This window comes from Burkholderia sp. M6-3, assembly GCF_050858985.1.
Classification (GTDB): Bacteria; Pseudomonadota; Gammaproteobacteria; order Burkholderiales; family Burkholderiaceae; genus Paraburkholderia; species Paraburkholderia caledonica.
Genome location: NZ_CP110091.1, coordinates 150808 through 177150, shown reverse-complemented (window position 1 = coordinate 177150; position 26343 = coordinate 150808). Strand labels below are relative to the sequence as shown.

The 26343-nt window shown below is 59.5% G+C and carries 24 protein-coding genes; 10 read left to right on the top strand and 14 right to left on the bottom strand.

Annotated elements, in window-relative coordinates; all coding sequences use genetic code 11:
- Window positions 1-32: 32 nt before the first annotated feature.
- The 4 genes from OH764_RS18120 to OH764_RS18105 all read left to right on the top strand — a co-directional run bounded on the left by OH764_RS18120 (window position 33) and on the right by OH764_RS18105 (window position 4014).
- Window positions 33-827 carry an ABC transporter ATP-binding protein gene (locus OH764_RS18120; RefSeq protein WP_027778126.1) on the top strand — a complete coding sequence of 265 codons (795 nt, stop codon included), beginning with the start codon at window positions 33-35 and terminating at the stop codon, window positions 825-827.
- 16 nt (window positions 828-843) lie between these two features.
- Window positions 844-1707, top strand: a complete 864-nt coding sequence (locus OH764_RS18115) for an ABC transporter permease (protein ID WP_027804767.1) — start codon at window positions 844-846, stop codon at window positions 1705-1707.
- 298 nt (window positions 1708-2005) lie between these two features.
- Window positions 2006-3499: an alkaline phosphatase family protein gene (locus OH764_RS18110; RefSeq protein ID WP_498850192.1), complete on the top strand. Its 1494-nt coding sequence runs from the start codon at window positions 2006-2008 to the stop codon at window positions 3497-3499.
- A 197-nt stretch (window positions 3500-3696) separates the two neighbouring features.
- Window positions 3697-4014 carry a DUF4148 domain-containing protein gene (locus OH764_RS18105; protein WP_498850191.1) on the top strand — a complete coding sequence of 106 codons (318 nt, stop codon included), beginning with the start codon at window positions 3697-3699 and terminating at the stop codon, window positions 4012-4014.
- 308 nt (window positions 4015-4322) lie between these two features.
- On the opposite strand, the gene OH764_RS18100 is transcribed toward OH764_RS18105, so the two are convergent.
- The 3 genes from OH764_RS18100 to OH764_RS18090 all read right to left on the bottom strand — a co-directional run bounded on the left by OH764_RS18100 (window position 4323) and on the right by OH764_RS18090 (window position 6990).
- Entirely contained in the window at window positions 4323-4571 is a 249-nt protein-coding gene (locus OH764_RS18100) for a hypothetical protein (protein ID WP_498850190.1), read from the bottom strand.
- 114 nt (window positions 4572-4685) lie between these two features.
- Window positions 4686-5876, bottom strand: coding sequence for an acyltransferase family protein (locus OH764_RS18095; protein ID WP_498850189.1), 1191 nt, complete (start codon window positions 5874-5876; stop codon window positions 4686-4688).
- A 67-nt stretch (window positions 5877-5943) separates the two neighbouring features.
- The gene (locus OH764_RS18090; protein ID WP_498850188.1) at window positions 5944-6990 is read right to left on the bottom strand and encodes a phytoene/squalene synthase family protein; all 1047 of its coding nucleotides are present in this window, start codon (window positions 6988-6990) and stop codon (window positions 5944-5946) included.
- 65 nt (window positions 6991-7055) lie between these two features.
- Here OH764_RS18090 and OH764_RS18085 point away from each other — a divergent pair, with 65 nt between their 5' ends.
- The 3 genes from OH764_RS18085 (at window position 7056) to OH764_RS18075 (ending at window position 9799) form a co-directional block, all read left to right on the top strand.
- Window positions 7056-7556: a MarR family winged helix-turn-helix transcriptional regulator gene (locus tag OH764_RS18085; protein WP_498850187.1), complete on the top strand. Its 501-nt coding sequence runs from the start codon at window positions 7056-7058 to the stop codon at window positions 7554-7556.
- A gap of 414 nt (window positions 7557-7970) precedes the next feature.
- Window positions 7971-9443 carry an ATPase domain-containing protein gene (locus OH764_RS18080; protein ID WP_498850186.1) on the top strand — a complete coding sequence of 491 codons (1473 nt, stop codon included), beginning with the start codon at window positions 7971-7973 and terminating at the stop codon, window positions 9441-9443.
- Window positions 9444-9448: 5 nt separating this feature from the next.
- Complete coding sequence (locus OH764_RS18075) at window positions 9449-9799, top strand: response regulator (protein WP_498850185.1); 351 nt, start codon at window positions 9449-9451, stop codon at window positions 9797-9799.
- A 24-nt stretch (window positions 9800-9823) separates the two neighbouring features.
- On the opposite strand, the gene bla is transcribed toward OH764_RS18075, so the two are convergent.
- Entirely contained in the window at window positions 9824-10789 is a 966-nt protein-coding gene (gene bla / locus OH764_RS18070) for a serine hydrolase (protein WP_498850184.1), read from the bottom strand.
- A 99-nt stretch (window positions 10790-10888) separates the two neighbouring features.
- Here bla and OH764_RS18065 point away from each other — a divergent pair, with 99 nt between their 5' ends.
- Window positions 10889-11767 carry a LysR family transcriptional regulator gene (locus OH764_RS18065; RefSeq protein WP_027778135.1) on the top strand — a complete coding sequence of 293 codons (879 nt, stop codon included), beginning with the start codon at window positions 10889-10891 and terminating at the stop codon, window positions 11765-11767.
- Here OH764_RS18065 and OH764_RS18060 read toward each other — a convergent pair.
- Both OH764_RS18060 and OH764_RS18055 read right to left on the bottom strand, forming a co-directional pair.
- Window positions 11764-12015 (bottom strand): hypothetical protein, encoded by a 252-nt coding sequence (locus tag OH764_RS18060; protein ID WP_498850183.1) that lies wholly within the window; start codon window positions 12013-12015, stop codon window positions 11764-11766. The two genes, OH764_RS18065 and OH764_RS18060, sit on opposite strands and share 4 nt — an antisense overlap.
- 60 nt (window positions 12016-12075) lie before the next feature.
- Window positions 12076-12567, bottom strand: coding sequence for a lecithin retinol acyltransferase family protein (locus tag OH764_RS18055; protein WP_498850182.1), 492 nt, complete (start codon window positions 12565-12567; stop codon window positions 12076-12078).
- Between the two features lie 462 nt (window positions 12568-13029).
- Here OH764_RS18055 and OH764_RS18050 point away from each other — a divergent pair, with 462 nt between their 5' ends.
- A complete protein-coding gene (locus tag OH764_RS18050; RefSeq protein ID WP_013342362.1) occupies window positions 13030-13317 on the top strand; it encodes a hypothetical protein in 288 nt (95 codons plus the stop codon).
- Window positions 13318-13322: 5 nt separating this feature from the next.
- Window positions 13323-14093: a PP2C family protein-serine/threonine phosphatase gene (locus OH764_RS18045; protein ID WP_498850181.1), complete on the top strand. Its 771-nt coding sequence runs from the start codon at window positions 13323-13325 to the stop codon at window positions 14091-14093.
- A 42-nt stretch (window positions 14094-14135) separates the two neighbouring features.
- On the opposite strand, the gene OH764_RS18040 is transcribed toward OH764_RS18045, so the two are convergent.
- The 8 genes from OH764_RS18040 to OH764_RS18005 all read right to left on the bottom strand — a co-directional run bounded on the left by OH764_RS18040 (window position 14136) and on the right by OH764_RS18005 (window position 26294).
- A complete protein-coding gene (locus tag OH764_RS18040) occupies window positions 14136-15506 on the bottom strand; it encodes a sigma-54 interaction domain-containing protein (protein ID WP_498850180.1) in 1371 nt (456 codons plus the stop codon).
- Window positions 15506-18562 carry a peptidase domain-containing ABC transporter gene (locus tag OH764_RS18035; RefSeq protein WP_498850179.1) on the bottom strand — a complete coding sequence of 1019 codons (3057 nt, stop codon included), beginning with the start codon at window positions 18560-18562 and terminating at the stop codon, window positions 15506-15508. Before OH764_RS18035 ends, OH764_RS18040 begins: the two co-directional genes overlap by 1 nt.
- Window positions 18563-18603: 41 nt before the next feature.
- Window positions 18604-19356 (bottom strand): peptidylprolyl isomerase, encoded by a 753-nt coding sequence (locus OH764_RS18030; RefSeq protein ID WP_498850178.1) that lies wholly within the window; start codon window positions 19354-19356, stop codon window positions 18604-18606.
- A gap of 37 nt (window positions 19357-19393) precedes the next feature.
- A complete protein-coding gene (locus tag OH764_RS18025) occupies window positions 19394-20767 on the bottom strand; it encodes an HlyD family secretion protein (protein WP_498850177.1) in 1374 nt (457 codons plus the stop codon).
- Entirely contained in the window at window positions 20745-23354 is a 2610-nt protein-coding gene (locus OH764_RS18020) for an FHA domain-containing protein (RefSeq protein ID WP_498850176.1), read from the bottom strand. The genes OH764_RS18025 and OH764_RS18020 overlap by 23 nt, the downstream gene beginning before the upstream one ends.
- 263 nt (window positions 23355-23617) lie before the next feature.
- Window positions 23618-25135 (bottom strand): outer membrane factor lipoprotein domain-containing protein, encoded by a 1518-nt coding sequence (locus OH764_RS18015; RefSeq protein ID WP_498850175.1) that lies wholly within the window; start codon window positions 25133-25135, stop codon window positions 23618-23620.
- A 158-nt stretch (window positions 25136-25293) separates the two neighbouring features.
- Entirely contained in the window at window positions 25294-25575 is a 282-nt protein-coding gene (locus tag OH764_RS18010; RefSeq protein ID WP_498850174.1) for a hypothetical protein, read from the bottom strand.
- Window positions 25576-25862: 287 nt separating this feature from the next.
- The gene (locus tag OH764_RS18005) at window positions 25863-26294 is read right to left on the bottom strand and encodes a DUF4399 domain-containing protein (RefSeq protein WP_498850173.1); all 432 of its coding nucleotides are present in this window, start codon (window positions 26292-26294) and stop codon (window positions 25863-25865) included.
- Window positions 26295-26343 lie beyond the last annotated feature (49 nt).

Below are 26343 nucleotides of genomic sequence, written 5' to 3'. Positions count from 1 at the left end.
TCCACATCAAGCAAACTGCGAGGCACCAGCCGATGAACCAACCTATGTCACGCGAGACGCCTGCTATCGAAATGCGCAACGTGTCCTGCCGTTTCATTTCTCCGGACGGCAAGGCAACCATCGCGTTGCGCGACTTCAGCATGTCGGTGGCGCGCGGCGAATTCGTTGCGATTGTCGGGCCGACGGGCTGCGGCAAATCCACCACGCTCAGCATGATTACGGGCTTGCTCAAGCCCACTACTGGCGAAGTGCGCGTGATGGGCGCGCCGGTCGACGGCATCGATCCGCGCATCGGCTTCGTGTTTCAGGCAGACGCCGTGTTTCCGTGGCGCTCGGTCATTGACAACGTCGCGGCCGGTCCGCTGTATCGCGGCCGCTCGAAATCCGCCGCCTACGAAGAAGCGAACGAGTGGTTGCGCCGCGTGGGCCTCGACAAGTTCGGCAAGCACTATCCGCATCAGTTGTCCGGCGGCATGCGCAAACGCGTGGCGCTCGCGCAAACTTTCATCAACCGGCCGGAAATCCTGTTGATGGACGAACCGTTCTCCGCGCTCGACATGCAAACGCGCACGTTGATGCAGGACGAATTGCTGCAGTTGTGGGGCGGCGCCGGGTCGGTCGTGTTTGTCACGCACGATCTCGAAGAGGCGATTGCACTCGCTGACCGCGTGTTCGTGCTGACCGCGCGCCCCGCCACGCTGAAAAAGGTCTACGAGATCGATCTGCCGCGTCCGCGTGTCACGTCGGAAGTTCGCTACGACCCGCGTTTCATCGAAATCTCGCGCGATATCTGGCACGACCTGCGCGAAGAAGTGCAGATCGGTTAATCAAGGAAAGCGAAACATGTCTACAACTCCTCAACAGATGATGCCCTCGGGCATCGACGCCGCCTCGCTCGCGCAGGTCGAACGGGTCGCGCAAAAACGTATCCGGCAGCGTCAGGTGCTGGTGATCGCGCTGCGTATCGCCGTACTCGTGATCGTGCTCGGCGGCTGGGAACTGTCCGCGCGCCTGAAGTGGATCGACCCGTTCTTCTTCTCGATGCCGACCGCGATTTTCGATCAGATCGTCGACTGGTTCGTGAACGGCACGTCTCAAGGCCCGCTGCTCACGCAGGTTTGGGTCACGCTCGAAGAAACGGGACTCGGCTTCATTATCGGTTCCGTTGCCGGCGTGTTCTGCGGCATTCTGCTCGGCCGCAACAAGCTGCTGTCAGATGTGTTCAGCCTCTACATCAAGATCGCCAACTCGATTCCGCGTGTGGTGCTCGGCTCCGTGTTCGTGATTGCGCTGGGCCTCGGGATGGCTTCGAAGGTCGCACTCGCCGTGGTCATGGTGTTCTTCGTCGTGTTTGCCAATGCGTTTCAGGGCGTCCGCGAAGCGGATCGTTACATGATCGCGAATGCGCAGATTCTCGGTGCTTCGCGCCGTCAGGTAACCACGTCGGTTGTGATTCCCTCGGCATTGAGCTGGATTCTTGCAAGCCTGCATGTGAGCTTCGGCTTCGCGCTCGTCGGCGCAGTGGTCGGCGAATTTCTCGGCTCCAAACAAGGTATCGGCCTGCTGATTTCCACGGCGCAAGGTGCGTTCAACGCAAGCGGCGTGTTTGCCGCGATGATCGTGCTGGCCGTGGTCGCGTTGGCAGCGGACTACTTGTTGACCGCAGTCGAGCAGCGCTTGTTGAAATGGCGGCCGGCAGCCGTCTAGACCTGAGCCGCCTTGCCGCGCGAAAGCGCGGCGGTACAAGAAAATGCCGTTCGGTAAATGACCGAACGGCATTTTTGCATTCCGATGTCACCAACGCCGCCGGTTGCAGCGGCGCATACGGCGGCCGCCACGCCGCACGCGTACGTGTTCGGCCGCCGGAGCCTGGGCGGGCAAGGGCCGATTTTCTCCGGCTTCTCATAGCGATATGAAGCTTTCGTTGCGCCGTTTTTTGCGCTAGGTTTGCAACACTGACGCCCTCACACGTTCAGTCTTGCTTAATCCCGCAGGAGCGATGCACATGGACGACGTCCAACTCAGCAACGCGGCACGACAACAAGCACAGGCGCAGAACGACCCGATTCGCCACGTGGTTCTTCTGCTGATGGAAAACCATTCCTTCGACCAGATGCTGGGCTGCCTCGACGAAGTCCATGAGGGTCTGGACGGCGTGCGCAACGCTGCGTCAAGAACGAACGACGACGGCAAGGGCCATACCTTTTCTCCTCGGCCCACGCGAGCACGGCAAATGAAGCTCGATCCGGATCATGGGCATTCAGCCGTGCTAAGACAGATCGACTCGAACAACAGCGGGTTCGTACGCTCTTTCGCCAACGACTATCCCAACAGTAGTCTTGCCGCGCGGCAAGACGTCATGGGCTTTTATCCGCGCGGCTTTCTGCCTGCGCTGCACACGCTAGGGGAGCAATTCACTGTTTGCGACAGATGGTTTTCATCTCTGCCCGGCCCAACTTGGCCGAACCGTTACTTCGCGCTTTCCGGCACTTCGAAGGGGCAAGTCGGAATGCCATCCGGCCTCGACGCGCTCAATCCCAAGTGGTACACCGAGCAGGATCAGGATACGATCTTTGACCGCCTGAACGACGCTAAAAAGACCTGGACCGTCTATTTCTACGACTTTCCCGCGTCATTGCTATTCAAGAATCAGCGCAAAGCCGAGAACCTCGCTAATTACCGCTATTTCGACAATTTCTTTCCCGATGCTGAAGGACCAGCCGATGCATTTCCGGAGTTCGTGCTCATAGAGCCCAAGTACTTCGGCGAGGCACAGAACGACGATCATCCGCCGCATAACATCATGAAGGCGGAAAAGCTGATCGCGGACACCTACAACGCATTGCGATCGAATCAGGCATTGTGGGAAAGCACATTGTTAGTCGTGCTTTACGATGAGCATGGTGGCTTCTATGACCACGTACCGCCACCGTCAGACTCGGTTGCGCCCGACGAGCATACGTCCATGTTCGACTTCAGGCGGCTGGGCGTACGCGTGCCCGCCCTCCTCGTGTCCCCTTGGTGCGACGCTGGTGTATGCCACGCGCAATTCGACCATTGCAGCGTGCTGAAATATCTTTGCGACAAGTGGGACCTGCCTCCGCTCGGCAAACGCACAGAAGCCTCGTCGAGCGTCGGCCTGGCGATCCGCACCACCGGCGCGCCCCGCGCCGACACGCCTCAATTCATTCGGGTGAGTAATCAGTCGCTCATTCCGGATCACGTGGAACTGGAAAAGAAATCGTCGAACAACAATCAGCGTGGGCTCCACCATTTCGCCGACTTTCTACATACCGAGCTCGACCGACTGGAAACGAACGCAGTCGTGTCAGCGGCGAAATTTGCGCGCGCCGAGAACCGCTGGGTAAGCCTGAAAAACGTGTTGGGTTCGGCGTTGATCGGCTTGGGGCAGTGGCTCAGCAAAGACTACTATCGCGCCCGCGATCTGCGTGACGAGCGCACCAGCCATGCATTCACGCGGCTGTCGCAGCGGGAGTGAATGAGAGCCGCTGCACGCGGGGCTCCCTTGGCGGGTCGGCCGGAATGAACAGCGCCCGTGCGTTTATCTCAATTCCAGCAACGAAGTTTACCGAAAAGCGCCATTACTCTCTCCAGTTTGCAAACCTACAATGTAATCAATGGCTGCGGACAACAAGGTTCGTAGCGCGATAAAGACCGAACTGGAGGTAGTTCATCATGAAATCACTTATTCAAGCTGTTGTTATCGCCACTGTGCTGGCCGCTCCTGTCGCTTCGTTTGCGCAGTCCAACCAGCCCGTGACTCGCGCTCAGGTGCGCGCGGAACTGATTCAACTGGAAAAGGCCGGCTATCAGCCGACCCACTCGGATCCTTATTATCCGGCTGACATCCAAGCCGCAGAAGCTCGCGTCGCCGCGCAAAACGGCACTGCGCAGCCGGCTGTGTCGAGCTATGGCGGTGTTGCGAACGGTTCTTCGGAATCCGGCCGCTCGGTGTCGGCGAATGGCGCGAAGTCGATTTACTTCGGCAACTAAGCGCAGCAGGCAAAAGCGGTAACCGGGTTTGTGCACAGGCTGAGAATGGCGCGATATGCCGCCGCCAAGGCGGGGCGGAGTTCTCAGCAGTCGACCGCGCGTCTCACGCCGCCAACGCGCCCAGCCGCGTCAGCCGCTAAAAATGAAAAAGCCCGCGACCGGTTGTTCCGATCACGGGCCAGTTTGCTATCCGTTACCTCCGTCATCGGCTACCGATGACTTCGCCTGGACTCGTCAGTCCAGGCACTTTTTTGCCCCTGCGAACCGTTGCGGGTGCAACGGATCATCGTCCGACCGAACGGACCTGCTCAGTCGCGAGCGATAAGATCGCCCACTTGCCCGCGCCCCGTGACGAGGCAGCTCGACAGAAAATTCTCGCTCTGGCTGCTCGCACCGACATCTCCAAAGCCCTTCTTGAGCGCGCCGGCCTTGACCAGTTCAGCGCCCTGATGGCATGTGATCGTCCCCACTTCGCCGGCTTGCGCGCGCATCAGCGCCCGATCCGCCATCAGATAGCCGAGCAACAGCACCACCGCAATATTGAATGCCTGCCTCATGGAATGTCTCCTCTTTCGAAGAGACTAACGCGAACCATCCGGACACGGTCTTAGGGGTTTCCCGATTCGGGCCTATCTGCTGACCCGGGTTAAATCAAGCGGGTGAGCGCCAAGTCAGGTAAGAGTGCCGCGCTGACGCACATGCGCGGCTTTTGCCTCCGGCGCTGTATGCCCGGACTGCAGCCGCCACATGCGCTGCTGCACCCGTCGCGTGTTCCGCTCGAACAACAGATAAACCGCGAAAGCGTACACGTAGCATGCAATGAGCATTCCGGTCAGCACGAGTACTCCTTTTGCATCGAACGGGATGCGCTGCCTAAAACCCACTGCGGCTACAAAAAGAATAAACGGGAAATGCGTGAGATACAGCGAATAGGAAAATCTGGAAAGCAGAATTGCGGCCCGCGACAGCACCGGCAGGCGCAAGCGAACATTCTCGAGCAGAACGCAGCGGAGGAACAAAAAGCAAGGCACGCCGACGATCCAGTCGTTATCGAGCAGAAAGAGGCGTGTACAAACAAGCGCGGTGAGAAACACCATGCCGCTTACGAGCGTAAGCCACGGTACAGCCCGGCGCTTCACACGCGCGGGAGAACGCTTTTCCAGCACCGCGAGTAGCACGCCAAGCAGCCACAATCCGAAGCCGCTTTGCAGCGAAGGGAACGCGATCATGGTACCGAGCGCAAACGCGGTGATCGCATAGCCGCCGGGTCCGCGCCGGCGGCCCAACAACGCGACGCATGCGGGAAACCACAGGTAGTACCAGAACTCGTTAGCGAGGCTCCATAGCGGACCATTTGATCCGTATGTGCCGCACGCCAGGGTTTGCAGGAAAACAAGATTGCATGCGAGCGTCGCCGGGCCCAGATGCGATGCAACGTTGATCTGTTGATCGAATGTGCCTTCAGTCCCGAGATAGAAAGGTCCGCCCGCGAGCTGGATACCGAGGCGGTCCCAGAACAACGTTAGCAGCAGCGCCGGCACCAGCACGACCCACAGGCGCGATAAGCGTTCAGTCAGATAGCGCTGCCAGCTCCACGTGCCGGTGCCGACCTGGCGCAGCACCGAGCCGCCGACAAAGTACCCGCTCAGCAAAAAGAATACGATGACGGCCGTGTGCCCGTAGTTACTGACGAAATAAAACGCCTTGCCCGCGAGGCCCAGTCCCACGCTGGACCTGTAGTCGACGAACATCAGATTGCGCAGATGGCTGAGGCAAACGGCGCCCGCCGCCAGTGCCCGGATCAGATCGAGTGTGTCGCAATGCTGTTTTTCCGGCGGCGCCATGTGAGTCGGATCGGACAAAGGATTTGTCGATCAAACTACGGCCCGGCATGTTTTTAATCAGTACGTTGGACCACACACAAGCGGGTCAAAGCCGGGCTTCTATGTGCCGGATGCGTTGCTCTGTCGACTGACGCACCAGCCGGTTCGAACCGACCAGCAGCAGCGACGACGCAATGATTCGATACACCGTGTTCCTGCGCACCTTCGAGACTTTCTGCGGATCGAGCCACGCCGCGTTATCCACGAGCAGCATCAGCGTTTCGAGCCCAATCAGAATCGGCCACAAACACGCAAGCCGCAAGCGTACGGAAAACGCGGGAATGGCGAGCGTGTAATCGAGCGCTTCACGGAAATGATCGAGCGTGGTGCGCAATAGCTCGATCATCAGCGGACGCGCGCGCAACGAATTGGCCGGCGACAATAGGTCTTGCGGACTCAAGCCGTGTTGATCCAGCAATGTTTGCGGAAGATAACAGCGGCCGATACGCAGGTCTTTCCCGCAATCGCGCAAGACGTTGGTCATTTGCAGCGCCTTGCCGAACCGGACGCCACGGCTCGCCATTGTCTCGGGCCGCTCTTTGAGCGTGCCGGGCATATGTGCGTAGGTCATCGTGGTCCAGAATTCGCCGACGCAGCCCGCTACGAGATATGTGTAGCGGTCCAACTCCGAATATTCGCGCAGCGCCGCAATGCGGCCCGAACGTTCGTCGGGGAACGTGCGTAAATCGAATTCCATGCCTTCGGTTAGCGTTGAAACGATTCCTCGCACGGCCTTGCGATCCGATTCATTCAACTGCCCCAAGACGTCGAGCGCGGGACCGAGCGATTCCAGCAACACCTTCTCGTCCGACTGAGTCTGCTGGCCCGCGACCTCCGCGGCCATACGCTGGAACAGTGCGCCGTCGCTCGACACACCGTTAACCTGGTCACGCAACGCCAGCAATAACTGAAGGCGCTGTTCCGGCGCGATCAGCGAGGTATCCGCAACCGTGTCGGCGGCTCGCGCGAGCAGATAGGCGAGGCCGATCGGGTCGCGCATTCCCACTGGCAGCACGCGCAGCGTAAGGTAAAACGAGCGTGAAACGCCTTTCAGCAGCGGGCCGAGAAGAAAAGCCCGGGTCGGATTCGGCATGAGTGCGATGTCAGTATTGGCAAAATTCAGGCGGTGCCGAATTGTATACGGCAAGCCGCGATAAGATGCGGGATAGCCTGAATCTCGTGCCGACAATGAGCAAAAACCAGAATTCGACTCTTGAAGCCGCCACTACGCGTACTCGCCGGCCCACCCTGCGGCTGACCTATGTGATAGGCAGTCTCGACCGCATCCTGCGGCGCCGTATGAGTGAAGCGCTGGCGCCGCTCGGCTTGACGCTCGCGCAATTTACCGCACTGTCCGTTCTCGAAGCAAAGGGGCAGGCGTCGAACGCGCAGCTTGCCGAACGCTCGTTCATCACGCCGCAGTCTGCCAACGAGGTGATGAACGCAATGGCGAGCCGCAACTGGGTGAGCCGCGAGCCGGACCCCACGCATGGTCGCATCGTGCTGCTGCAATTAACCGATGAGGGACGGGCCGTACTGCGTCAATGCGAGCAGGCGGTTAGAACGATTGAAAAGCAGATGCTCGAAGGTATTGAATTCGAAGCGGCCGGCGCGGTGCAGCGCCACCTCGAAACTTTCGTCCGCAATTTGCGCGGATAGCATAGTCAGTCAGAACAAACTTTATTGAGGATGGCTAATATAGCGGCTCGCTAATGAACGCACGAAGCGTGGCCTTCGTCAGACGAGCCATTCGCTCGCGCTCAGTCGAAAACCGTACCGATAAGTAGCGTGGCATGTACCTGTTTTGTACTTTGTGCGCCAAGCAGAATAACTTTTTCATTTCCGGTTGGCTGCGCTTGCGTTGGTATCGGAGCGCAATCGGCTCACCCGCCTGTCGGCATCCGCCAAATGCCCGTGGTAAAGCGCTCGACGGACACGTAGAATTGCGAGCAGCCAATCTCCACATGCGTTATGGCCGGGCAGTACCGGGAACGTACATTGCTTATAAGGTTAGTTTAAATCGCGGGCGGACGTCAGCGAGCCGCCTGTGTTTGTACTTCAACGCACACCATAATGACTATTCACGAATCGCAGACCTCTCTTCGCGCCAACGTTGATACGGGCGTGCCCGGTCTCGACGAGATTCTTGGCGGCGGGCTGGTCCGGGGCGGCGTCTATCTTCTCGAAGGCATGGCCGGCGCAGGCAAGACGATTCTATCCAGCCAGATCGGCTTTCATCGCGTAAGCCGGGGCGAGAAGGTGTTGTACATGACCTTGATCGCTGAATCGCACGACAAGTTGCTCGCACACCTGAAGCGCCTGACTTTCTTCGACGAAAAAGCAGTCGCGCAGCAGATGCTTTTCGTTTCCGGTTATCACGAACTCATGCAGGACGGTCTGGACGGCTTCCTGAAACTGATTGCGTCGAGCATCTACGATTACCGGCCGAGCCTCATGATCATCGACGGCTTTCGCAGCGCGCGCGAATTCAGCGAAACCGAACTGTCGTTGTCCAAGTTCATTCACGAACTCAATGCGCTCGTCGCGGCAATGGACTGCACGACACTGCTCCTCGCGCCGCTGTCCGGTAACGAGCCGCATCCTGAGCACACGCTGGTCGATGGACTGATCGAACTGAACCGCTTCAGCGACGGTATGCGCCGCGCCCGCGAAATCGAAGTCCACAAGCTGCGCGCACGCAATCACCTGATGGGCAAGCACTACTTTCGCATCGCGGAGAGCGGGCTCCTCATGTATCCGCGTCTCGAATCGCAGTGCGCCCCGTCGAGCGGACCGGTGGATCTGAAAACGCGGATCAGCTTCGGCTTGCCGCATCTCGACACTCTGTTTGGCGGCGGTCTGTCACAAGGCTCGACTACAACGTTGATCGGGCCTTCGGGCGTTGGCAAAACCATGCTTTGCCTGCAATTTCTTGCCGCGGGTGTCGCGAACGGCGAACGTTGCCTCTATCTCGGTTCTTACGAAGGACCGCAACGACTACTCGGTAAAGCAGAAGCCGTTTCAATCCCCCTCAACGACGCGTATCAGGACGGTCGTCTTGTCATTCAATGGCAGCCGGCCATTGAACTTGCCGTCGACGAAATCGCCGCTAACGCGCTTGCCACGGCGAGACAAATCGGGGCAACGCGCATGGTGATCGATGGCGTGGAGGGTTTCCGCGATTCCGCGTTGCGCGTCGAGCGCTTCGGGCTATTCCTGAACGCATTGCTGCATCAGTTGCGCGAAGCCGGCATCACGGCGCTCATCACCGAAGAAATGCCACTCTATCCAGACCGCGGCAATTCTCGAAGCACCCGTGTATCGGCACTTACGGAAAATCTCGTCATGTTGCGCTACGCCGAAACCGAGGCAGGACTGCGGCGTGCAATCTCAATCGTCAAGCAGCGAGAGAGCGCGCATGATCCGTCTACACATGAGCTCGTAATCTCCTCGCACGGGCTGGATGTTATTGAAAGTCCGTTTAGCGTCGCGGTTTCTTCGGCCACAGGCTTGTCCGCGACTTTGCAGCCGCGGCGACCGGCGTAGCCCCCATGAAAACCATTCTGGTTGTGGATGACGAATTCGACATCCTAACTGTGTGGCGGCTGCTGCTCGAACGTCACGGCTATACGGTGCTGACCGCATCGAATGGCGCGGTCGCGCTCGATCAGATACGCAGGACCCGGCCGGACGTCATCGTGTCGGACTGCATGATGCCGGTCATGTCAGGCCTGGAGCTTTGCGCAGCGCTTTACGCCGATCCGGACCTGCGCACCATTCCGGTCATTCTCTGCAGCGCGGCCGCCGACATTCCCGTGCAGCAGAACCCGTCCATCCAGTACGCGCGCAAGCCGATTTCATTCGACGCGCTGCTGATCATGCTCAAGCGCGTTTCAGGGTAAAAGCACGGGCCGTTGGCGCAGCCGCTAAACCGACTGCGCGACTAGCGCGCCGACGTCCGCAATAGCCGCATTGCGACGCGCGGCGTCGCCTGCCGTTTCCGTCAAATAGACTGCGACGAGAATGGGACCGCGGCCGGGGGGCCATACGATCGCCACGTCGTTGGCAGTGCCGTGATCGCCTGTGCCGGTCTTATCGCCAACGCCCCAGTCCTTCGGCAGTTTTGCGCGAATCCGCTCGCCGCCGGTCTCATTGGCCGCGAGCCACGCGAGCAATTGCGCCCTCGACGACGAAGTCAAATGCTCGCCCAGCGCCAGCTCGCGCAGATTGCCAAGCATTGCATTCGGCGTCGTAGTGTCGCGCGGATCTCCGGGCGTCCCCTCGTTAAGCGTAGGCTCGATCCGGTCCAGACGCGTGATGCCGTCACCCAGACTGCGCGCAAAGGCGGTCAAGGCGGCAGGACCGCCAAAGCTCGCCAGCAACAGGTTAGCGGCCGTGTTATCGCTGAGCGTGATCGCCGCCTTGCACAGATCGGCGACGCTCATTCCCGTGTTGCCGGTGCGCTCGCGCGTATGCTTCGATGTCGCCGGCGAATTCGGCACAAGCTCGCTATGCGAGTAGACGATGCGTCGCTGCAAGTTTTCCTCGCCGCGATCCACCCTCGCCAATATCGCGCCCGCGACGAGCAGTTTGAACGTGCTGCACATCGGAAAGCGTTCGTCCGCATGTAAGCCGGCGTGCAGGCCCGAAGTCGTGTCGACGATCGCGACACCGAGCCGTCCGCCGCTATCTGCTTCGATCTCCCGCAGCCGCGTTCGAATCGTATCGGCCTTTGCCAACTCTTGCCGCGGCGTTGCCGCCGTGGTGCGCTTGACCGGTCCGGCGTCTTTGCCCCATGCATCGCCGCTTCGCAACACAGCGCTAGCAAAGCCACCAACGCCAGCTATCGAAAAGCCCAGCATCGTGCCCGCAAATTTTCTTCTCGTGATCATTGCAGCTCCTTGTGTGAAGCCGCAACTATCGGTTTTCCAGCTTTCACTGACAAACGATGATAAGTTAGTCCGCTCACAAGAAAAACTTATGCCTCGGCTATGAGACCTTATCTTCCGCTCAATGCGCTGCGCGCCTTCGAATCGTCCGCGCGGCACCTGAGCTTCACCCGCGCGGCGCTCGAACTTAACGTCACGCAGGCCGCCGTCAGCCAGCAGGTCAGAACGCTCGAAGAGCGTCTTGGCACCGCGCTATTCAAACGCCTGCCACGCGGCCTTGCGATGACCGATGAAGGCCTTGCACTGCGCCCCGTGCTGACCGACGCATTCGATCGCATCGAGGCGGTGCTCAAACAATTCGAAGGCGGTCACTTTCATGAAGTGTTGACGGTCGGCGTGGTCGGCACATTCGCCGTTGGTTGGCTGATGCCGCGGCTCAAATCGTTTCGCGATGCACATCCCTTTGTCGAGCTGCGGCTTCTGACCAATAACAATCTCGTGGATCTCGCCACTGAGGGGCTCGACTTCGCGATTCGCTTCGGCGACGGCACGTGGCCCGGGTCACTTGCCACACGCCTGCTCGACGCGCCGCTCGCGCTGCTATGCACGCCCGAGATTGCCGCGAGATTGTCCACGCCCGCAGATCTCGTCGACGAAACGCTGTTGCGTTCGTATCGCGCGGACGACTGGATCAACTGGTTCGCAGCCGCCGGTATTGCGCCGCGTCCGATTCGCGGACCGGTGTTCGATTCGTCCCGGCTAATGGTCGAAGCGGCCATGCAGGGCGCAGGCATTGCGCTCGCGCCCGCGCTGATGTTCGATCGCGAGATCAACACGGGCCGCCTCGTGCGGCCCTTCGATGTCGAAGTGCAGGCTGGCAGTTACTGGCTCACATGGCTAAAGGGCAAGGCGATGACGCCCGCCATGTTGCTGTTTAGCCAGTGGCTGATCAAGGAAGCGGCTGCACACATGCCGCGTTAGCAAAGCCCGGTGCGACGATGGCCGTTCATGGCGGGGCGTTCTACTTGCGGCGGAAACACGTTCCACGAGCCATCGTCGTGACGGAAGAAGAAGATGGACAACAGGCCGGACGGGCGCAGCGCTTCAACACGCACGAACCGTTGATGTGAAGCGCGGTGGCAAAACTCGACAACACGTGCGGGCATTGACGGAGTAGGTGCGAGCCATTTGTCGACGGCCCAGTGCAAGGTCTTTTCAGCGGCTGCCATGATGGTTCTCCTTCATTCCTTCACTTGAATACCCGAGGTCGATCCGATAGCTCACGCAAGCTATGCGGCGAGCTGTCCGCTGTTTGCGCCGGTGGCACCGCTTTCGACGAAAGCCTTTACGAGGCACATCAGCACATGCATGCCGGTACGCGGATGGCGCAAGCTGCAATGCACCTGTTCACTGCGGCTTTCGCCGAGCAGAACCCACGCGCAAAAGTGCTCGCAGTTGTTGGTCAGCAGGCGATAGTGGTTTTCGCCGAGCCGTGAGCGCGCGCGGCGCACCGCTTCGTCGCCGATATAACGTGCATGAGGAGCCGCGCGAATCGAGAGCGGATGTCCTGCTGCGAAGCGATCGAGGTCGACTTCTTCGACCGGTCCGCGATGCACCGAGCCGGCGAAGCCTGCGTAATGAACCACACGGCCGTTGCCAACGTAGATGCCGTGATGCTCATAACCGCAGCGGGCTGACACGAGATGCGAGCCGATGGGCAAGTCGATGGTGGACGTGCAATCGTCGCGGGTGTCGCTCGTCTTGATTTGGATCGTGTTCATGGCTGGCCTCGCTTGGTTTCCAACACTGTTGCGAGGTCTTTTGCATCATCCGGGCCAAGTGCGCCAAAGCCTTTATTTATATGGCTTTGCGCGGAGTGCCACTTCTTCGACGAGGCAAACTGTGGGCCGCCGAGCGACAGAATATGGCCTGAAGTGTTGGTGCGCGGCGCTCTTTTCGCCACAGCCAGAATGGCGATTCACGGTGCAGGTGAGTTGTTGTCCACGCGCTCAAAATGTGTTGGGCGCGACACCGGTTCGCAAGCGTGTCTGTCGGTTACGCGCCGACCTATCGATCCAAGGTGCACCGCTCAAACGGTGCTCGAATGCGCGGAATCGCAGGCCAGTCAACGTTGCGAGGCGAACCGCGGGGTGTCATGCAGCGATTGGCATAGCACTTGCACGAACCCTGTCCAGATCCATTAAAACCGCGCGCGTTGCGCACGCGGCCAACCGGAGAACGACATGGCTTCTATTTCTGTAAACGATCTTTCGCTCAACCTCGCGCTCGACCGCAAAGCAATGGCGGCCATTCGCGGCGGCGGCGGAGCGCCCTGGGTGTATGGCTGGATTCAACCTTATGTGCGGGAAACGCCGAGCATTGGGCCGGTCGTGAACCTGTACGAGGTTTCCAACAACTTCTATGCTAACCAGATGATCAACCAGTTCCAGTCGGTCGATGTGCGCAATACCGGCGCCAACTCGAACATCAGTGTCTCTCCCGACGCACGCAGCAGAAACGATATGGTGTAGCCGTTGTGACTTGTGCGAGCCTATTCCGATGGACGTCGTCCGCGCGCTCCGACGCGGGGCGCGTGCGTGAAATCAACGAAGACGCCTGCCTCGACCAGTCCGAACTCGGACGCTGGGCAGTCGCCGACGGCATGGGCGGACACGCGGTCGGCGATGTTGCGAGCCGCATCGTCATCGACGAATTGAAGCGGCTCGCCGCGCCCGTCAGCATGAAAGCGTTCCTGGCCGACGCGCGCGCTCATTTACAGGCTGCCAATCGTCTGTTGAGAGAAGAGGCCGCGCGCCGCCAGGTGCAACGCATTGGCAGCACGGTCGTCGCGCTGCTCGCCTGCGATCGCTTCTGTGGTTATGTATGGGCCGGCGACAGCCGGCTGTACCTTCTTCGTGACGGACAGCTACGCCAGCTCACGCGCGATCACAGCCAGGTCGAAGCGCTCAAGTCGCTTGGCGTGATTACCGACGAAGAAGCGCGGCATCATCCCGCGCAGCACATGATCACGCGGGCCGTGGGTGCGACGGATCTGCTCGAACTCGACGACGACGCAATCGAAGTTGCGGATGGCGACATCTTCCTGCTTTGCAGCGATGGCCTGAGCAACGAGATCGGCGAAGACGACATGCTATCTGTATTGTCTACGGCAACGCACGGCAACGCGCCCGATCAATTGGTGAGCCTCGCCCTGGAGCGAGGCGGCCGCGACAACATTACTGCGGTCGTGGTACGCGCCGAAGACCCTCACGCGGCGGACAAAACGCTTCTGAATCCGGCGCCGTGAGGCCGTGAGCCGCACGCCGTTCGACTTTTACGGCGGACGGCGTTATGTATCGCCTTCGCCGTCGTCTTCCGCTTGCTCGGCATGCTCGGCGGCGCCGTTCCGGTTGGTGGGGAGGACATTACGGTTGCGGAAGTCTTTCGAATGCAGGCCGTGCTTCTTCAGCAGCATCTGCAGATGCGACCGGTTCATGTCGATACGCCGCGCCAATTCGGCCACCGTGCCGTTCACTTCGCGCAGTCCACGCTCCAGAAAGGCTTTCTCCGCGTCGTCGCTTGCGGCGCGCTTTGCATCGCTGAGCGACATCAGGTTCGCCACGCTGATCTGTTCTTGCCCTGTGCTGTTCGCGCCGCTTTGCAATGCCGCTGTTCCCGGCGCTGCGGGGCGCATATCGGTCGGCAAATGATCCATGTCCGCCATATCCCCGGCAAGACACGAGATGCGATACATCACGTTGCGCAATTCGCGGATGTTGCCGGGATACCCGTAATTGAGCAGAAAGTCCCGCAAACGCGGGGTTAATCTCACAGGCCTGCGTTTGAGCGTGCCGGCCGCCTCGTCGCCGAACCATGCGATCAGCAGCGGAATCTCGTCACGGCGTTCGCGCAGCGGCGGCAGCGTCACATGAATGACGCTAAGCCGATAGAACAGATCTTCGCGAAACCTGCCTTCTTCGCTGAGCTTGCGCAGATTGCGATTCGTTGCTGCGACGATGCGCGTATCGACTGCAATGGTTTCGTCAGAACCCACGCGCTGAATCTCGTGAGCTTCCAGCACGCGCAGCAGCTTGACCTGACCCGCAAGCGGCAACTCGCCGATCTCGTCGAGAAAAATGGTACCTGTATGCGCGCTTTCGAACTTCCCTTTACGGTCGTTCGAAGCGCCCGTGAACGCGCCTTTGCGATGACCGAACAGTTCCGACTCCAGCAGATTGTCAGGAATCGCGCCACAGTTCACGGAGATAAATGGCTTATCCGATCGCGAACCGTTGGCGTGAATGACTTTGGCCATCAACTCCTTACCGGTTCCGCTTTCACCGTCGATCAGGACGGGCAAGTCGGTCGGCGCCGCTTTCTCGGCGATTTCGAGCGATTCGAGCAGGCGCGGATTGTCGCCGAACGTCCCCTCGAAAATGAAACTGCGCTCGAGTAGCGCCTGCCTGCGTGCACCGCGCGACTGCTCAGCGCGCTGTTCGGGCTCCGCTGCCGCCGCGGCTTGCACGAAGCGCTCCTTATGCGAAAGCTGCATGACCTCGTCGCGTAGCGACGTGGCTTGCCTGAGCAGCTTGTCGATATCCGTGCGCTCGAGCCGCGACGACCACCGCAGTGTCGAGCGCAGAATCTCGATCCGCTCGATCAGTCCGGCATACGAAATTGCCGGACTGATGTCTTCAATCTGGTCGAGTATCTTCATCATCACGTACTCAGTTGTTTCTGAACCAGCTGGTAGTACATGCCGCCGCGCTGGATCAGTTCTTCATGACGGCCCTGTTCTACGATTGCGCCTTCATAGAGCACGAGAATCTTGTCGGCACGCATGATGGTGCTCAGCCGATGCGCGATGATCACTGCGGTGCGGCCCTTCAGAATGTCGTGCATATTGCCGAGAATATTGCTCTCCGACTGCGAATCGAGAGCAGACGTGGCTTCGTCGAATACCAGCAGGCGCGGATCGTGATACAGCGCGCGCGCAATGCACAGCCGCTGGATCTGGCCACCGGACAGGCCTATTCCTCGCTCGCCGACAATCTGCTCATAACCGAGCGGCATCTTGCTAATAAACGCATGCGCATCCGCCATTCTGGCCACTTCCTCGATGCGTCGGCGGTCGGGTGCGTCGTCGCCGCTGGCTATGTTCTCGGCAATCGTGCCCGAGAACAGCAGATTGCTTTGCATCACATAACCGATCTGCGCGCGGAAATAGGCTTTGTCGACCACGCCGAGGTCGTAACCGTCAATCGACATCTTCCCCTCACTCGGCGCGTAAAAGCCGACCAGCAACTTGGCCAGCGTCGTTTTGCCGGAGCCGCTGCGTCCGACTATCGCTACGAGTTCGCCGGGTTTGATGTCGAAACTGATGTTCTCCAGCACATAAGCCGAATCGTTATCGCCATAGCGGAAGTACACACCGCTCAGGCTGATTTCGCCCTGCAGTTCGGGCAGCATGACGCGTGACGGCAGATCCTGCGGCCTCTGTTCTGGCTCGATGTCGAGCACATCGCCAAGGCGCTCCATTGCGACGCCCGCGTCATTGAGCATGCTCCACAATCCGACGAGTCCCATTAAGGGGCCAAGCACACTTCCCATGAATGCATTGAATGCAATCAACTGGCCGATTGTCATCTCGCGCGCGAGCACGAGATTCGCGCCTACCCACAGAATCGCGATCGTGGTCGCAGCGTTCAGCAGTTGACTGCCGAGCCCAACGAGAATATTAAAAGCGTGCGCGCGGTACTGCACTTCCAGCGCTTTCGCGTATTTCTTCTCCCAGCGCAAACGCACGGGCCGCTCGATGCCCATGCCCTTAACCGTTTCGACACCGGCGAGCGCTTCCATCAGGAACGACTTCGATTCCGTCGATGCGTTGAAAACCTCGCGCGCATAATTCTTGATTCGGGGCGTGGCCAACGCGGTCAGCGCCATGATTGGAATGACGAAGCCGATCAGCACCAGCGTCATCTTCACGTTGTAGACGAACATGATCGTGAAGTAGATGAACACCATTAGCAGATTCAGCGCTGTCGTTACGGTGGATTCCGTGAGAAACGCGCGAATCGTCTGGTTCTCCTGAAAACGCGCAAATATGTCGCCGGTTTTGCGCTTTGCGAAAAACGAGAACGGCAACGACATCGTGTGCTTGAAGAACTGCGACATCATCGCAAAGTCCATGTTGCGCACCATGAAATTGGCAAGGTACGCACGAATCGACGACATGAGTTGCGAGAATACATTCGAGATGATGAGGCCGCCTATCAGCAGATGCAGCAAGCTCACATTCTGATGCACGATTACGCCGTCCAGAATGTTCTGGATGATGAGCGGCGGAATCACGCCGAGTACCTGGATCACGAACGTCGCAAGAAACAGGTGACCAAGAATTTTTTTATACGGCTTCAGGTAGCCGACAAAGCGTATCCACGGTGAACGCGACGCCGACATTTGCAGTAGGTTCGGGCCGCCAGTAAAAAGCAGGCATGTGCCGCTCCAGCCGCGCTCGAAATCTTCTACGGTCAATTTGCGGAAGCCTAGCGCCGGGTCCGCGACCCATACGTACTCCGTGGAGAGCCCATACACCACCACATAGTGGTAGCCCTCCCAATGCACGATGAACGGTAGATCGAATCCACGTAACGAATCGAACGTGCATTGCACGCCACGCGCTGTGAAGCCAAGCGATTCCCCCGCACGGGCAAGGCTGTCGAGCGTCGCGCCCTGCGTCGTCACATTGGCGAGTTCGCGCAGTTTGCCGAGCGTCATCGGAATGCTGTAGTGACGGCAGATCATTGCGAGGCATGCCGCCCCGCAATCCATTTCCTCGGCCTGTTCGACCAGCGCAAAACGCTTGATTATTTTTTCGCCGAACTCGGCCTTGCTCTGCAGGTCCAGCATCAACGGCAACTTACGGCGTTGCTCCAGCCGCTTTTGCCGCTGTAACTCACGGTCGACGTATCGAATACGCTCGTCCAGCACCTCGCGCAGTTTCGGATTGCGTTCGAGAATGAAATGAACGGTGCGCTCGGGAATCACCAGTAGTCGCGCATCGGTGGACGCAACCGCGGAGGCCATCTGTTCCTGACGCATCAGGCACGCTTTCTCGCCGAATATTTCGCCTTCGCCGAGCGTGGCGAGCGTATAGTCGCGCCCTTCCTCATGCCGAACGATGCGCACTTCACCCTGGCGCACGACGTATAAGCGCCTGTCGTCGCGTGCTTCCTGTTTGAGAATCTCTTTGCCTGCGGCCACACGTTTGACACCCACACTGCGCACGTATTCTTCAAGCTCGGCCTTGTTCAGTTTGCCGCGCAAATCGAATAACTGCGCAACAAAGCCGCCGGCCGAATTGATTGCAACATAGCTCGCGACAAAAGCGAGCGCGGCCTGATTGGCCGTGATCACCGGCTCGATTGCCGCGCGTGGGATGAACAGCAACTCCGTCTTAGCCGACGCCCGCACCGAGGCTTCGTGCACATAAGTTCGCAGCATCGCAATGTCGGCGAAGATTTCTCCCGACTTGCGCACTCCCATGCTTGTTTCCTTGCCGTTCTCCTCGGCAAAGATGCGCACCGAGCCCGAGCGGACCACGTATAAGCCGTCGGCGGTCTCCCCTGCCGAACATACCGTTTCGCCAAACGAATAAAAGCGCGCCTGCGCATATTCAGCCAGGCGGTCGATCTCATCGCGAGAAAAAGGCGACAGTATTTCCACCGAAGCGAGAAACTCGGCGGCGGACGGTGCGGTCTGGGGTGCATCCATAAGCTTGCGGACCTCGATTCGGCTTTTCAGGTTGCGCCCGGTTAGCGCGCCTCGATCACATGTTCCTGCGCACGCGCGATAAGCCAGCTTTCGCGCAGCAGGCGCCTCACTTCGGCAGCGACATCGGCGTCGAGCGTGGCCGGGTATTTGGCCGTCACCGCAAAGATTTCAAAGCACGATCGATCAGCTGACGGGAAGGGCCCAAGCAGATCCCCAACCGCCGCATTGAAGATCTTCGCCTCGATATCCGGCTTCAATGAGCCGCGCAGCACCTTGCCTATTACGCCGCCCGCCTCGCGCGTATCGGCAATGGAATGCTCCCGAGCCATGTCGGCGAAACTGTCGGGATCGTCGCGCAGATACGAGATCATTTCCTTCGCCTTGCCTTCGCTATCGAGCACGATATGACTCACTTCGATCGCGTCGAATTTCGGTGAATTCAGCGCGAAGTAGTCTCTGACGGCGGCCTCGTTGCCGATCTCCTCCAGCATCTTCTCCTGATACAACCCGTCAGTGATGAACGCCTCGAATTCGTCGAGGCTCACGTTGAGCACATCCAGGTACTGGTTCATATCGGTCGCCCGATGCAAGCCTCGCACGCGCCGGAACTGGTCCGCGCGCTCCTGGATTTCGTCGGCGCTGACAGCAATGCCCTGCTTCTTCGCCGCATGCACGGTGAGCTTGTCGCGCACGATCTGCTCAATCAGGCTTTCGAACTGGCCAGTCAGTTTCAGAAGTCGAATGAATTCGCTGACATCCACAACTTCATCATCGATTCGCACTATCGCGGTCATGTTGTCCGCTCCCATGGTTGATGTGTGATCCGCACGGTCAACCCGCCAACTGTCTGAACGGATCGAGACCCAGGTCGATTAGCCGCCGCTCGCGCACCACGATCTCCGCGCTCGCTGTCATGCCATAACGCAATGGATAACGCGTGCCGGCAATCTCGTAGTAGTCTTTATCGAGCGTGACGCGACCCTCGTAAACCGGCTGTTTGTCCTGCAATGAAGGCTTGGTGGCCGGCGAAATATAAGCAAGCGTGCCGCTAATCAACCCGTAACGTTGGTAGGGAAACGCATTGAACTTCAGCTTGACCGGCAGGCCCTCGTGCAGGAACGCGCGGTCATGTTCGGCAATTTCGATCTTCAACACGGGCTTCGCGTCTTTGGGCGCAACGCCGCCGAGCGGCGAGTTCGCCTGAATCTTGTCGCCGCGCTGCGTCGACGTGACGTCGGTGATCACACCTGAAACGGGCGAGAGAATCAGCAGGAAATTGTCTTTGTCGATGTTCTCGAAACGTATCCGCGCGGCGGCTTCGGATACAAGCCGCGCGCTCTGTAGTTGCAGCCGCAACTTGTCTTCGACGTCGGTGACGTCGCGCACGGCCGCGTCATATTGAAGCTGAAGGTCGGTGGTTTGCTGGCCGCTTGTTTCCAGTTCCGCATTCGCCTTTGCATATTCGTGGCTCAAACGGAAGTCCAGTTCCGCAAGTTTCGATTGCGCGACGCGATAGGCGTTATCCGCTTCCATCGCAGCGGTTCGCTTCTGCTCGACCTGCAGTTCGGCTATTCCGCCGCCGCCCGGCTGCGCGAACAACTGCGAATAGCGGTCCAGTTCCTGGCGCGCCGCCTCCCGCACGCGCCGCGCGTTATCGAGCACGCTGCGCGCTTCGTCGAGTTCCGCTTTCTGCCCCTCCGCGAGTTTGCTCGTGCCTTCCGAAATGCGATTCTCATGCAGACGGGCCTCGACTTCCATTTGCGCCTTTAGCGCGGCGGCTCTTCGTTCCAGGAGCGCCTTCTTTTGCGGAAACTGCTTCCAGTCGCGCTCCGCATCTTCGAGCTTCAGTTGCGCCTGCAGCGCATTGCTCGCGGCCTCGATAGCGCCGCGCGCGTTCAGCCGGGCGAGCACGTCGCCCTTCGACACCGGCTGGCCCTCGGCGATATACAGGTCGGCCAGCTCGCCGTCGATCGGCGCATAAATGCGGCGCACTTCCGAATCCGGCGATAGCGTGCCCTGTGCGCTCACGATCACGTCCGCGCGGCCCACGAACGACCACAGGAGTCCCGCCACCACCAAGCCGACCATTGCCCAGATCAGCGCACGCGCGAGCCGCACCGGCTCGGCGGTCAGTATCGCGATACCTTCGACGCTGTGATCTTCCAGCGCTTCCGAAAGCAGCCTAGGGTGACTGTCGCGTTTCACTCTGCTCGCCTCCAATCAACGCCAGCTTCGCCTTTAGAAGACCCGGATCCAGCACCATGCGTAACTCGGTGAGCGAGCGGCGCTGCAAGCTTGTTTCGGCTTCGATATCCGCGAGCAGGCGGTCGAAGTCGGCAGGATGGTCCGCTTTCAATTGCGAATAGATACGCATGCCCTGTTGCGCTGCGCTTTGAGCGTCGGACAGCAAACGGGCCTCGTTGCGAAATCCCGGCGAGATGCCGGCTTCGAGCCGCTGCGTCCCACCGATCGAGCCGCTCGCGCGATATTGCTTCCACAGGCTCTGCGCCCGCAGCATCAGGTCTTGCGCACGCGCCAGTGCTTTATCGTGCAACGCGGCGACGTCCTTCTCGATCGAGTGCGCGAACCAGACGTCCGCCGACGGATCCAGGCTCGCATAGAACGACAACAGACGTTGGTCGTAATCTTTGCCACCACGCGTTTTTTGCAAATCGCTGTATTGGTCGAGCAACGCTTTTTTGCGAGTCAGGTCGGCGCTCAGCATATCGGACCATGGACCGGCTGGCATCGACTGCAAGCCGGCCAGCGCCTGTTGCGCGTCGCCGCGCTTCCACGCTTCGGACACAGCGTCCAGCCGCTGGATTACATCTGCCGATGGCAGACGCGTTGCCGCAAGTTGCCGGTATTGCTGCTGAAACGGCAGCGTGCTGAAGCGCGCCGCTTTCATCTGCGAAAGCAGTGAGGACAGTTGGCGAGCCAGCGCGGCTTCGAGCAAAGCAGTGTATTGACGCAGATCGTCGCGTACACGATCGAGCCCCGCGAGGCGCGGATAGCGTTGCGCGTAATCATCCAGTACAGACGGCAGTGCCTCTGGTTTGTCGCGCGCCAATTCGGTGCGAATGATTCCGTCTAACCGTTCGATCGCAGCGAGATAGACCGAATCGTCGCTCTCCAGCTTGCGCAGATGGCTCAAGGCCTGCGCGTACGGTTCCGAAAAAACGGGTACGTATGTCGCGATCCTGTCGAGAGCACGTTGATGGCTCTTGGGATCGTCGTCCCAACGCTGCAGCAAGCCGCCTATAGTCGCTTCGTCCGCGTACATGTGGATCGGCGCTTCGACGCCGCCTCGCCCCGCCACGAAACGCTCCAGATCGCCCACCCATTGCAGTTCACCGAGCAACGACGCAGCATCCGCATTGTTCGCGCTCAACGACTTCATGTCGGCAAGCATTGCGTCGGCCTGGTCGAACTGCGCCTTTTGCAGTGCATTGAGCCAGCTAGGAAGCTTCGCTTTCAGCAGTGCTTCGCTCGCAAGCGCGCTGACTTTGGTGTCGGCGGGATGGCTCGCCAGATAGCTCTTTGCCGACTGCACGGCGTTTGTATAGTCGCCGCTCGCGAGCAGATTTTTGACCTCGCGCTCGGGTGAACCGCGCAGATAGAGCGCCAACGCCGCGGCTGCGAAAAACACGACGGCCACGCCGCTCCACGCGGCGACGCGCCTCATGCCCGCACGATCGTCGCCCGCAAATGTCTTGCCAAGCTCGCTCGCGACGAGGCGCCAGCGGCGCTGCCTGCGCTTCGAAACGCTCGCGCTCTGGCTGTTATCCGCTCCATTCGCGCCGCTGTCGGCATCGCGCCCCCCGTTGGCGCCCTTCGCAACGCCGGCCGGCACCCCGCCGCCCGGCGACGCGCGTCTTGCTTGCGCCGACGCCGCGTGTGCAGACTCGTTGATCTCGTCCTCGCGTTGCCGCGCAGGGTCGACGCAAAAGATGTCGAGAAACGAATTCGCAGCGCCCACGAACGTTGTTTTGTCGGGGTCCGCGGCTTCGTCGACTGAGGGATTGAGGAGCAGTTGCGTCACGGTCGGCTCGTTTTCGGGCGGTTTTTGCAGCGTCACCCTGTAGACGAAGTGGTCTCCGCCAAATGCAACGACGTCGCCGTCCGTCAGAGGCAGCGCTGATTCGTCGAGACGTTTGCCACCGACGAATGTGCCGTTCGTGCTGCCCAGGTCTTCGACGTAAAGCTCCGAGCCCTTCAGAAAGATATGCGCGTGTCGCCGGGAAATGTAATTGACCTGATGTGGGTACCGGTCCTTGTAGCGCGAAAAGACATCATCGGCTTTGCTGACGAGGAACGGGAACGCTTGCACTTCGATCGGCTGAAGACCGAGATCGTCGCGCTGCGGCACGAGCAACAAGGCAGGGGCTTGTGCCGTGCTGCCAGCCGCTACGATGCGCGCGCGCGGTTCAATGCTCACGCGATAACACAATTCGCCGCCGAAACACAGTTCGTCGCCTGCCCGCACACGCGCCGGCGTCTGGCGCACTGCGGTGCCGTTTACCGTCGTGCCATTCTTGCTTTCGAGGTCCGCAACATAAATCGCGCCGTGCTCGACGAAGACCCGCGCGTGACGGCGCGATAGACGCGCAATCCGCTCAGCAGGGTAATCGGTAAACGGCGCTTCGCTGCGCCCAATTGCAAACAGGTTGTCGACAATCCGGATTGTGTCCAGCGCAGGTCGTTGCGCGGACGCAAGCGGAGACAACAGCACGTCGAAAGCGGCTTCGACAGTCGCGCGCGTCTCTGCAATGGGTGTTTCTCCGTCGGCCATTTTATCCGGATCACTAATCGTTTACCCGCTGCAGCGAGAGTGCAGCGGATTCAGCACGAAGGACGACGGCGAGAAGGTCTTTTATTAGCGAGCCATTGCAAAGCCGGCTCCTCAACGATTGTAAGTCACGCATCGCGAGTGTCAAATCCCTGTCGTCGGTTATGAAGCCAGTGGGCGCCCGGTATGAAACCCGTATAAAGCTCGCACTGGCTACATTGCGGATTAGCTCAGTGTTCCTTTACTTGCGTTGTACTGCCCTATTGCTATTTCACTTGCGCCTGCACGTCGACGTTGGGCCACCCGCCGCCGAGTGCCTTATATAGCAGCACCGTGTCGGACAAAATCTGTTCATGGTTGGCCAGCAAAGACTGCTGCGCCTCGAGTAGCGTCCGCTCGGTTTCGAACACTTCCAGTTGCGACACGAGACCAAGCCTCAGCTGAGACTGGATCTGATCAGCCACGATTTGCAGACGATCCACCTCTTGCTGCAATTCAACCCGCTGCGCCTTATGCGCATTCAGATTGACCAATGCGTTCTCCACTTCTTCGAATGCGCCCATCACCGTTGCACGATATTGCTGCTCTGCAACTGTCGATTGCGCCTGCGTTACCTTCACATGGGCGCGCACCGAGGGGTCGAGCAGTGGAATGTTGATACTGGGCATGAAGCCGTATGTGAACGACTTAAGCAAATCAGTAAGAGCAAAACTCGCCGTGCCGCCATGCGCGGTCAGGCTGATCGTTGGCAACTGCGCGAGCTTGGCCTCGCCGACAAGGTCGTACGCCTCCAGAACTCTGAACTCGGCGGCCACCACGTCGGGGCGCCGCGCCAGAAGTTGGGCAGGCAGGCCGTCGGGTACGGCGGGCAACTGCACGCGCTGCTGCAGATGGCCTTTGGGCAACCGAAACTCGCCGGCAGGTACGCCGATCAGCGTACACAACGCGTTGTTCGCGAGATCGCGCGAGCGTCCCAGTTCGAGCAATTGATTCGTCAGGCGATTGATCTCTGCCTGCTGACGCAATACCTGCGTCTGCGGGATGAGACCGCTGCGGCGCTGTCCTTCATAGATCGTCAGGATTTGCCGGTTGGTGACGAGTGTTCTTTGCTGCTGGTCTATCTGGTCGTCGAACTGAAGCAGCTGGAAATAGGTGCTCGACACATTCGACACCAGTTCCAGATAGCCGGCGCGCCAGTCGGCTTCGCTCGCATGAAACTCGGCTTTTTGCGCCTGCACGCCTTTCTCGACCTTGCCCCAGATGTCAATGTCCCAGTTGACCTGCGCCGCAACGTTGTATTGCTTCGCGAAAGTCTGCCCGGTGGTCTTCTGAAAACTTGCGCCGGCGCCGAGGTCCATCGTCGGCAACGCGCCGGCTTGGGCTTCGCCTATTTGGGTGCTGGCCACGTCGATGCGCGCGGCCAGCACCTTGATGTCGAAGTTGCCGCTGATGGCCTTGTCGATCAGCGAATCGAGAGTCGAATCCTGGAAGCCCTTCCACCATTCCGGTTCGATGGTGGCCGCCGCGGATATCGGTGAGCCTTTGTGATCGGACCACGACGCTTTGGCAGGCGTATCGGGCCGCTTGTAGTCGGGCATGCTGACGTCGACGCATGCGCACAATGAAAAGGCGCAGACAGTTGCCGCGCACAGCCCGCGCAACGTCGTCGCGGTGGAGTGATTGAACGAGCGCTGACGGACCAGTGAATCAAGCAACGCTGACACGATTTTCTCCGATGACGCCAACTTCACAGCACGACGCAACGCACGCTTCAAGTAAAGCATCTCCGCCGCCGCTTCACCATCGAAGCAGTGCATGAACATGGGTTCGGGAGATGTGCGGTAACGAGGTGTCGCGTGAAAAGAACGATTAGACGCGCAAACTTTTGAGGATCGATGCCGGCGCGCACGGGACGGGAGGCGTCGGCGTCGGCTCGCGCCGCTTACAACATGTAGATGTTGTTGCTTGCCGTCACATGTGGATCGATTTTGGCCGAGACGTCTGTAACGAAGGCTGCGTTGTTGCAGTTGCCGTTCTGAATATTAAGCGTCGTGCTGATCAGTTGAGTCGCATCGACCTTCTTGCTGTTGTCCGGCGCAAAGAACGGTGCGAAGTTCACGTACGACGGCGGATACATTAGACCGGTGCCGCCGCGCACGGCGCTCATCGCCTTACTGTCGAGTTGTTCGGTGATGGACAGGTCCTGGATCATCAGCGTGTTCATGGCAAATCTCCTGAAAGGGAAAGTCGCAGCCTTGCGGTCTGGGTTCGAGCAACTTGTCTACTCGAGTATCACTAACGCATAGGCTGTGCCAGTTTTGCTTTCCAATCCTAAGAGATTTGCCGAGACGTCGCTGGCAAGGCGTTGGGGAAGATTGCAGCCTCGCGATGGTGCTCTATCTGTAAAGAGAGGCTGCCTCGACATGATGGATTGCAACCAACAACCTGCGTGCAATGGTTGGTCAACGCGTGACACCGCCCGCTCGATGTCTATGCCATACGCGCTGCACGTCAACGCGCAATGACGGTGATTTTCTTCGAGTACACCGGCGGATTGTGCGGAATATGCATATCGTCGCCCATTAATAGCTGCAACGTATGCTTGCCGGGAGGCAACTGGACCATCGTCTCGGTTTCGCCGGCGCCGAAATGCAGGTGATTGCGGTCCGAGGGTATTTCCTGGTCCGGTGGCGGCAGGTCCGTGTCGATCAGAAGATGATGGTGTCCTGTGTTCGGATACTTCACGCCCTTTGGCGCTACGCCCATGTAACGCAATCCGAACCACACGCGAAACGGCTTATTGGCTGGAACAACCTGGCCATCGTTCGGATAGCCGATATAGGCATAAGCGCCCGCAGGCGCCGGGGTTCCCGCCACGGCAAAATCCGCCGTACCCCATGTCGCCGACGCCACCAGCGCCGCGACTGCGATGAGCTTGTACATGAACGTCTCTCCGTTCCGAGCGGTCCGCGATGAACGCGCGGCTCGCGCT